This window comes from Micromonospora sp., from assembly GCF_048594385.1.
Classification (GTDB): Bacteria; Actinomycetota; Actinomycetes; order Mycobacteriales; family Micromonosporaceae; genus Micromonospora; species Micromonospora wenchangensis.
This window is the reverse complement of sequence record NZ_JBMDWU010000392.1, coordinates 1-7,969: the sequence shown is the minus strand read 5'-3', so window position 1 is coordinate 7,969 and position 7,969 is coordinate 1. Positions and strand designations below refer to the sequence as shown.

7 protein-coding genes and 1 pseudogene are annotated in these 7,969 nt (G+C 73.4%); 4 read left to right on the top strand and 4 right to left on the bottom strand.

Annotated features, from left to right (window positions below; all coding sequences use genetic code 11):
* Positions 1–194: pseudogene (locus tag ACOJTC_RS21035) on the top strand (osmoprotectant NAGGN system M42 family peptidase); the annotation flags it as partial.
* Between the two features lie 117 nt (positions 195–311).
* On the opposite strand, the gene ACOJTC_RS21030 reads toward ACOJTC_RS21035, so the two are convergent.
* Positions 312–2,048 (bottom strand): alpha/beta hydrolase domain-containing protein, encoded by a 1,737-nt coding sequence (locus ACOJTC_RS21030; protein WP_420118164.1) that lies wholly within the window; start codon positions 2,046–2,048, stop codon positions 312–314.
* Positions 2,049–2,522: 474 nt separating this feature from the next.
* Here ACOJTC_RS21030 and ACOJTC_RS21025 point away from each other — a divergent pair, with 474 nt between their 5' ends.
* Complete coding sequence (locus tag ACOJTC_RS21025) at positions 2,523–3,452, top strand: ribonuclease Z (protein ID WP_420118163.1); 930 nt, start codon at positions 2,523–2,525, stop codon at positions 3,450–3,452.
* On the top strand, positions 3,449–3,967 hold the full coding sequence (locus tag ACOJTC_RS21020; RefSeq protein ID WP_420118162.1) for a GNAT family N-acetyltransferase: 519 nt from the start codon (positions 3,449–3,451) through the stop codon (positions 3,965–3,967). Before ACOJTC_RS21025 ends, ACOJTC_RS21020 begins: the two co-directional genes overlap by 4 nt.
* Before the next feature lie 10 nt (positions 3,968–3,977).
* Here ACOJTC_RS21020 and ACOJTC_RS21015 read toward each other — a convergent pair whose 3' ends face one another.
* The 3 genes from ACOJTC_RS21015 to ACOJTC_RS21005 form a co-directional block, all read right to left on the bottom strand.
* Entirely contained in the window at positions 3,978–4,886 is a 909-nt protein-coding gene (locus tag ACOJTC_RS21015; RefSeq protein WP_420118161.1) for a hypothetical protein, read from the bottom strand.
* Positions 4,887–5,050: 164 nt separating this feature from the next.
* On the bottom strand, positions 5,051–6,421 hold the full coding sequence (locus ACOJTC_RS21010; RefSeq protein ID WP_420118160.1) for a cystathionine beta-synthase: 1,371 nt from the start codon (positions 6,419–6,421) through the stop codon (positions 5,051–5,053).
* A gap of 75 nt (positions 6,422–6,496) precedes the next feature.
* On the bottom strand, positions 6,497–6,853 hold the full coding sequence (locus ACOJTC_RS21005; protein ID WP_204928292.1) for a YkvA family protein: 357 nt from the start codon (positions 6,851–6,853) through the stop codon (positions 6,497–6,499).
* A gap of 182 nt (positions 6,854–7,035) precedes the next feature.
* On the opposite strand from ACOJTC_RS21005, the gene ACOJTC_RS21000 reads away from it, so the two are divergent.
* Positions 7,036–7,969: SGNH/GDSL hydrolase family protein (locus tag ACOJTC_RS21000; protein ID WP_420118159.1), on the top strand; the 934-nt coding region annotated here is incomplete at its 3' end.

Below are 7,969 nucleotides of genomic sequence, written 5' to 3'. Positions count from 1 at the left end.
CCCACGGCCACGAGCGCACCCACCTCGACGGGCTGCGTCACCTGACCCAGCTGCTCTGTCTCTATCTCCAGAGCGACCTGGTGTTCCCCGAGTGGGACGCCGAGCCGGAGGGCGACCTGGCCGACTTCCCGTCGCTGGCGGTGCAGCCGGCCAGCGAGGACGGCCCCCGCGAGGGCCCGATCGGCATCGACTGACCGGCTGGTGGCCGCACTGCCGGGCACCGCTGAACGGCGGGCACGACATCACGCGTCGTGCCCGCCGCCCACCGGGCGCCCCGGCCCCTCACCGTGGCGTCGGTCCTCACCGTCGGGTCACCGGTTGCGGCGTTCCGCCGCGTCGAGCAGGGCGATCAGCGCCTCGGTCACCCGCAGCACCGCGTCCCGGGCGGCCGGGTCACCGGTGATCCGCTGCCGCGCCCGGTCGGCCAACTGCCCCAGCAGCTCACCGGCGCGGGCCGCGTTGCCTGCGGTGCCGGCCTGCTCGGCCCGCTGGAGGCGGTCCTCCAGCCGGGCCGCCACGTAGTCGGTGATCCGGCCGGCGGCGACGTACTCGGTGATGAGGTCACGCAGGTCGGAGTACCAGGCGGGGTCGCGGGTGAACGACGTGGGCAGGTAGCCGGCGTCGGCGGCGGCGAGGGTGGCCGCGACGCTGGCGTCCACGTACGCCCCGACGGTCGGGTAGCGGGCGGCGAGCTGTGCGTCGGTCAGCGGCACCGAGCTGCCGTCGAGGAAGCAGAAGCCGGGCCCGGTGTTGCTGCCGCTGTTGACCCGTAGCGGCACGTGGTGCTGGGCGAGCCGGATGCCGTCGAGGGCGAGCCCCAGGTCGTCGCGGGCGACGGCCGGCGGGGTCGTCGTGGTCGTCCGGATCGGCGGCGCGCCCGGCGGGGCCACGCCCTGGGCGACCCAGGCGACGGTGTGGTCGTAGACGGCGTTCTGCACCATGTGCTGCGGGATCCGCGACAGCGAGGGCAGCGTGCAGGTCTGCGGTTCGCCCGGGTAGCCACCCGGGTAGCTGCCGATGTCGCGCTTGCGCAGCGGACCGTAGTCGGTGATCAGCTTCCAGTCGCCGTGCGACGCGCCGGCGACCTCCCAGGACCGCAGGACCGGTGAGTCGGCCTGGGCGCGGGCCGCCGCGGGCAGGATGCCGCTGGCCACGTCCCCCTCGGAGTTGATCCGGAACACCGGTGTGGCCAGGTCGGTGCGCAGCACCCCGCCGCCGCCGTGCAGGACGACCGCGTCGAGGACGTTGGCCGACTGCTGGACGCCGTTGTAGTAGTTGGCGAGCCGACCGGCCGACTGCGAGTGGCCGGTGGCGATCACGTACTGCGGGGCGGGCAGCTTGCCCAGCGGGTCGACGCCCGTCGGGTTGCGGACCGCCTTCACCGCCTGGCTGAAGATGTCGTACGAGAGGCTGTCGTCGGTGACGGTGCCGCCCACGGTGACGTCCAGCGGGCCGTACCGGGCGGGGCTCCACGCCTTGAGCCCGGTGGCCGAGTGCAGCCCGGCCCGCTGGGCGGAGACCCCGACCCAGGCGTAGCCCGAGCGGATCAGGTGCTCGTGCGACTGGAACCAGTCGACCTCCTGGTCCCACTGGTTGCTGACGTTGTTCCACTCGGCGATCACCACGCCGTTGAACTTCCTGGTGTTGGCCGGTCGCCTCACCACCAGCCGGGTGCCGTACGGCTGGTCGGTGGCGATGGTCGTGGCGTTCTGGGTGCCCTGCACGGCGTACCGGGTGGCGGTGCCGAAGAGGAAGAACTCCTCCTCGACGTAGCCGGCGGCGGCCAGGTTGACGTCGGTGGCGAGGAAGGGGTAGCCGTGGCCGGGGTCGCCGACCGGGGTGGTCCGGGCGATCGGTCCGGCGACCACCGGGTTCGCCACGGTCGCGCCGGTGGCGGTGGACGGCCGGGTGGTGGCCGGCGTGGCGGCGCCCGCCTCGGGGACCGGGCCGGCGGCGACGGCCAGCGCGCCGACCAGGCCGAGGGTCAGGGATCGTCGGGTGGTCGTGGATCGTTGGGGGGTCCTGCGGGTGGTGGACGAAACGGGCACGGTTCACCTCACGGGGGAGCGACCGAGGGGACGACTCGGGCGGACAGCGGCGGGAGGTGGCCGCTGTGGAGCAGACAGTAATGCTCACTTCAGGCGAAAGATAGGCCAGATGAGCACGAACTTTCGCTTCGTTGAGCAAAAGTCGACCCGATCCCCCGGGCGGCGGCCGGCGGCCCCCCGGCCGCAGGATCGCGCGAAAAATCACTACCGGCACCCGGGGTGCAGTGGGTAGCGTGGCGGTACACGGGAAAGGAGGTGGTCCAGACTTGTATAGCAATCGGACTCGTGAGGTGGCTGTCCGCTAGCCGCTGTCCTCGACAGTGAACGACCAAGCATGATCGTCGAGACCGTGTGGCAGCGGTGCGGCGAATCCACGACAGCCACCCGACCCCCGGGGTGCCGACCCAGTCCAGTCGGCCCGTGCGCGAGCACGGAAGCCCCGGGGGTCGCTTCGTCTCCGGGGGAGGTCCGGCCGTGTCCATGCGGGAGCTGACCGTGCTCGGCACGGCCAGCCAGACCCCCACCCGGCTGCGCAACCACAACGGCTACGTGCTGCGCTGGGACGACGAGGTGATCCTCTTCGACCCCGGCGAGGGCAGCCAGCGGCAACTCCTGCACACCGGGATCACCGCCACCGACCTCACCCGGATCTGCGTCACCCACTTCCACGGCGACCACTGCCTCGGCCTGCCCGGCACCATCCAGCGCCTCTCCCTGGACCGGGTGCCGCACCCGGTGGCGCTGCACTTCCCCGCCGGTGGCGCGGAATACTTCGCCCGGCTGCGGCACGCCAGCAGCTTCCACGAGACCGCCGAGCTGGCCGTCGAGCCGATCACCGCCGACGGACAGCGGATCACCCTGGGCGTCGGCACGCTGGAGGCCCGCCGGCTGCGGCACCCGATCGAGACGTACGGGTACCGGCTGGTCGAGCCGGACGGCTGCCGGATGCTGCCGGAGCGGCTGTCCGCGTACGGCATCGGTGGGCCGGCGGTCGGCGAGCTGCTGCGCGTCGGGCACCTGGACGTCGGCGGACGCCGCGTCACCCGGGACGAGGTGAGCGTGGTCCGGCCGGGGCAGCGGTTCGCCTTCGTGATGGACACCGGCCTCTGCGACGGGGTGTACGCCCTCGCCGAGCACGCCGACCTGCTGGTCATCGAGTCGACGTTCCTGGAATCGGAGGCCGCGCTCGCCGCCGAGGTCGGCCACCTGACCGCCGGCCAGGCCGCCCGGGTCGCCACCGAGTCGGGGGTACGCACCCTGGTGCTCACCCACTTCTCCCAGCGGTACGCCGACCCGCGCCGCTTCCACGACGAGGCCCGTGAGCACTTCGCCGGGGAACTGGTGATCGCCGAGGACCTGACCACCGTGCCGGTCCCGCCCCGGCGGGTAGCCTCGGCCGGGTGACCGTCACGCTCCGTCCCGCCGTCGCCGACGACCTGATGTCGGTGGGCGCCCTGCACCAGCGGTCCCGGATCGCGGCGTACTCGTCGTTCCTGCCGCCTGCGGCGTTGGCCGAACCGACGCCCGAGGCGATGGGCGTCTACTGGGTCGAGCGGTGGACGTGGGAACGCGACGAGCACCTGATGACCGTGGCCGAGCGGGACGGCCGGCTGGTCGGGTTCAGCTATCTCGGCCCGGACGACGAGGGCGACCCGGCGACCGGGCTGCTCAACGCCATCCACCTCGACCCGGCCGAACGGGGCCGGGGCACCGGCCGGGCACTGATGGTGGACGCGCTGGACACCATGCGGGCCCGGGGCTGGCGGCGGGCGGTGCTGTGGGTGCTGGAGAGCAACGCCCCGGCCCGGCACTTCTACGAGCGCGGCGGCTGGCAGGCCACCGGCGATCGGCGGGAGGAACGGATCGGCCCCACCCGCACCCCACAGCTGCGCTACGCCCGGCAGCTACCCGGCTGCTGACGCGGGCGGGTCAGGTGCCGTCCTGGTCCGCGTCGACCGAGAAGTTGATCACCGAGAGGTACCCGTCGCCGTCCTCGACCACCTTCATCAGCATGGTCTCGGCAAAGATGTTGTCGTTGTCGTTGAAGGTGTCCCGCCCGGTGTGCGCGGCGTACGGCGCGGCGGCGTACACCCGGCTGTTGAGGGCCTCGTCGAACATCATCTGGGTGGTGAGCACCCGGTCGTCGCCCACGTGCACCATCGCGTGGATGTGCGTGGTGCGGCCCCGGTACCAGCCCGGCCAGACGGTGGTGAACTCGACGATCCCGTCGGCGTTGGTGACCTGCGCGCCGCGCAGGTAGCGCTTGTCGTCGGTCGGTGTCAGGTCCCCCGCCGACCCCGCGCCGCCGCCACCCGGGGCCGCCCCACCGCCGGGCGGGCTACCGGTGGGCGGGTTGCCACCCGACGCGCCGCCTGGCGGATTGCCGCCGGACGGAGCGCCGCCGCCCGAGGCCCCGGACGACTGCGCCTCGGCGCCCGAGTATAGGCCCTCGGCGTCACAGTGCCAGATCTCCACGACCGCGTTGGCCAGCGGCCCGCACTGCTCGCTGTCCTGCACCCGGATCGCCACCCGCAGCCGGGTGCCCGCCCGGTCCTCCCGGATGTCACTGCGGATCTTGTCGGCGTCGAAGTAGTACGGGCCCTGGGTGGTGCTCGCGGTCAACGTGCAGGTGTTCGCCGCGCCGAACAGCGCGGCCAGGTCCGCCGACGTGCCGGCGGTCGCCTGCGGGGACACGGTCTGACTGGTCGACGTGGTGACGGTGCCGCCGTCCCGGCCGCAGGCGGCGAGCAGACCGGCCAACCCGATCGAGCCGACTCCGGCGATCAACCGGCGGCGGCTGACCCGCTGCCCCTCGTGGTGGTCGAGGTCGTGGCGCATGTCGTTCCTCCCGTGGGTCGGTGCCTCTCGGCTGGTCCCGACGGTAGGCAGGCTGCACGGACGCCCTCTGTGCCGCTCCTGTCCCCCTGCTGTGAATGGTCGGACCCGACCCGGACGCGCCGCGGGGCCCCTCCCACCGGAAGGGGCCCCGCAGGTGCGTCGGGTCAGTGCGCGCCGAGGTGGGCGAGCAGGTCCTGCCGGGTCAGCACGCCCTTGGGCTTGCCGTCGACCAGCACCAGAGCCGCGTCGGACTTCTCCAGCATGCTCACCGCCTCGCTCACCGGCTGACCGCCTCCGATCATCGGCAGCGGGTCGGCCATGTGCCGCTCGATGGTGTCGTGCAGGTGCGCCTGGCCGGTGAACAGGGCGTCCAGCAGATCCCGCTCGGCGATCGAACCGGCCACCTCGCCGGTCACCACCGGCGGCTCGGCCTTGAGCACCGGAAGCTGGGAGACGCCGTACTCGCGCATGTAGTCGATGGCGTCGCGGACGGTCTCGGTCGGGTGCACGTGCACCAGCTCGGGCAGGCCGCCCGGCTTGCTGGCCAGCGCGTCGGCGACCGTCGGCTCGGTGCCGGAGTGGTCCAGGAAGCCGTACCGGGCCATCCACCGGTCGTTGAAGATCTTGGACAGGTAACCCTTGCCGCTGTCCGGCAGCAGCACCACGACCACGTCGTCCGGGCCGGCGGGGGGGGCCACCTCCAGCGCCGCCACCACCGCCATCCCGCAGGAGCCGCCGACCAGCAGGCCCTCCTCGCGGGCCAGCCGCCTGGTCATCTCGAAGGACGCCTTGTCGGAGACCTCGACGATCTCGTCGGCGATCCCCCGGTCGTACGTCTCGGGCCAGAAGTCCTCACCGACCCCCTCGACGAGGTAGGGCCGGCCGGTGCCGCCGGAGTAGACCGACCCCTCCGGGTCCGCCCCGATCACCTTCACCCGCCCCTCGGACGCCTCCTTGAGGTAGCGCCCGATGCCGGAGATGGTGCCGCCGGTGCCGACCCCGGCCACGAAGTGGGTGAGCCCGCCCCCGGTCTGCTTCCACAGCTCCGGCCCGGTCGTCTCGTAGTGCGAACGCGGGTTGGCCGGGTTGCTGTACTGGTCGGGCTTCCACGCGCCGGGGATCTCCCGGGCCAGCCGGTCGGAGACGTTGTAGTAGGAACGCGGGTCCTCCGGGGCGACGGCGGTCGGGCAGACCACCACCTCGGCCCCGTACGCCCGCAGCACGTCCTGCTTGTCCTGGCTGACCTTGTCGGGGCAGACGAAGACGCAGTGGTAGCCCTTGAGCTGGGCGACCAGCGCCAGCCCGACGCCGGTGTTGCCGCTGGTCGGCTCGACGATCGTGCCCCCGGGCCGGAGGATCCCGGCGGCCTCGGCGTCCTCCACCATCCGCAGGGCGATCCGGTCCTTCACCGAGCCGCCCGGGTTGAGGTACTCCACCTTGGCCAGCACGGTCGCCCGGATGCCCGCGGTGACGTTGCGCAGCCGCACCAGCGGGGTGTTACCGATCAGGTCGACGACGTTGTCGTAGTACTGCACCTCGTTGTGCCCTTCGTTGCGGCGCCGGGGACGGCGGCCTGGCAGACGGTCCTTCGTCGCTCAGCGTACGTGCCCTCAGAGGGTCACATGACCGGGGATGACGGAGGCCCGGCGGGCCTCCCACTCCAGGAAGCGCTCGGTCTCCGACAGCACGCTGCCGGCCAGCCAGGTGACCATGACCGCGTCGTCCACCAGACCGAGCACGGTCAGGAACAGCTCCGGCACCAGGTCGACGGGCGACACGACGTAGACCGTCGCCGCCGTCATCATCGCCAGCCGCAGGCCGCCGTCGTACTCGCCCCGGGCGGTGGCCCGGATCATCCGGGGCAGCGCCGCCAGCCGGGCGCCCAGCGACGGACCGCCCCGGGCACCGGCCGCCAGCGACCGGGCCAGCGCCGTGAAGGCCGCGGTGCGCTTCAATGTCCTACCCATCTCATCCAGCCCCTCTCCACCGACCAGCGTGACTGGCCCGCGCAAGTCGTCGCCACCTGCGGCGGGCGACCACGGGTGGGCCCCGCCCCCGGATCAGGTACCCAGAACCGTCGCCGCCCAGCCCCGAAAACCGGCCGTCCCGACGGAAGCGGGGTGACGCTGCGGCGCGATAATGTCGCTGTATGGGGGTGGCAGGTTCCGTCGTACCGCCCGGTCCGCGCTGGCACCGCGCCCGGCAGGTGGCCCGGCTGGCGGCGATCGGCACGGGTGCCACCGCGGCGGCCGTCGCCGCGACCGGCGGCGTGCTGCTCGGGCAGGCCCGGCAGGCCCGGCGCACCATTCCGATGGCGCAGGCCCCGCCCCCGCGCTGCGACGGCGTCTACGCTGCCAAGATCCCCGGCCCACCGCTGACCATGGTGATCCTCGGCGACTCCTCCGCCGCCAGCTACGGGGTGGCGCGGCGACGCGAGACCCTGGGCTCGCTGCTGGCCACCGGGCTGTCCCGACGGCTGCACCGGGCCGTACGGGTGCACCGCTTCGCCGTGGTCGGCGCGCTCTCCGCCGGGCTGCGCCCACAGGTCGAGGCGGCCCTGGAGTGCACGCCGGACGTCGCGGTGATCCTGGTCGGCGGCAACGACATCACCAACCGCACGCCCTACTCGGTCGCGGTCCGCCACCTGGTCGACGCGGTCCGCACGCTGCGCGCCGCCGGTTGCGAGGTGGTCGTCGGGACCTGCCCCGACCTGGGGGCGATCCGGCCGATCCAGCCCCCGTTGCGCTGGCTGGCCCGCCGGTGGAGCCGGCAGCTCGCCACCGCCCAGACGGTCGCGGTGGTCGAGGCGGGCGGGTGGACGGTCTCCCTCGGTGACCTGCTCGGCCCCCGGTTCGCCGCCGAGCCGACCCGGATGTTCGCCTGGGACCGGTTCCACCCCTCCGCCGAGGGTTACGCGATGGCCGCCGCCGCGCTCCTGCCGACCGTGCTGTCGGCGCTCGGTAGCGGGGAACGCCGGCCGACGCTGGCCCCGGGCGAGGGCGTACGGTCGCTGCCCCAGGCGGCCCACGAGGCGGCCCGCAACGCCGGCACGGAGGTCAGCGGCACGCAGGTCCGGGGCCGGG